Below are 611 nucleotides of genomic sequence, written 5' to 3' on the forward strand. Positions count from 1 at the left end.
GCGGCCCCCAGCCGGTCGCCGCCGGGCTGAAGGTCGTCCCCACCCCCAAGGACCTCGCCGGGCGCAGCGCCGACCGGCAGGCCGCCGTCGCCCAGCAGCAGAACGGCCATCAGCAGAGCGGCGCGCTGCCGTCCGGCCCGGTGCTGCGCTGGTCCTCCGACCGGGGCTGGATCGACCGGCCCGTCGCCGAGCCCGCCGTCACCGCCGGCGACGGCCTGCCGACCCTCGCCCAGCTCACCACCGCCGAGCAGCGCTGGGCCGACCGCGAGGAGGACATCACCTCCATCGGCGGCGACGCCCACGAGGTCGGGCAGGTCTTCGCCCGCCGCTGGACCAGCCGGATCGGCGACGCCGAACGGCTCACCGTGCTGTGGCCCGGCTACCCGCGCATCCCGCACCGGGTCGACGGCGAGCTGCTGCGCTACGCCGCCCGCTTCGGGCTGCTGGCGCACAAGGACGACCAGATCGACGAGCACGACCGGTACGCGATCCGGGCGGGCTTCTGGAAGGAGCTCGCCGCCCGGGTCCCCGGCGGTGACCTGGTCGTCGACGACTAGAAATGAGTGATGCCAAGGGTTAGTGGTCGTAGGCGATCAGCGAGCGCATGACGG

At 74.3% G+C, this 611-nt stretch carries 1 pseudogene; it reads left to right on the forward strand.

Annotated features, from left to right (window positions below):
• Positions 1 to 557: pseudogene (locus ABD308_RS11515) on the forward strand (NYN domain-containing protein); the annotation flags it as partial.
• Positions 558 to 611: the final 54 nt, after the last annotated feature.

The sequence above is a fragment of the Kitasatospora putterlickiae genome, from assembly GCF_039527695.1.
GTDB classification, from domain to species: domain Bacteria; phylum Actinomycetota; class Actinomycetes; order Streptomycetales; family Streptomycetaceae; genus Kitasatospora; species Kitasatospora putterlickiae.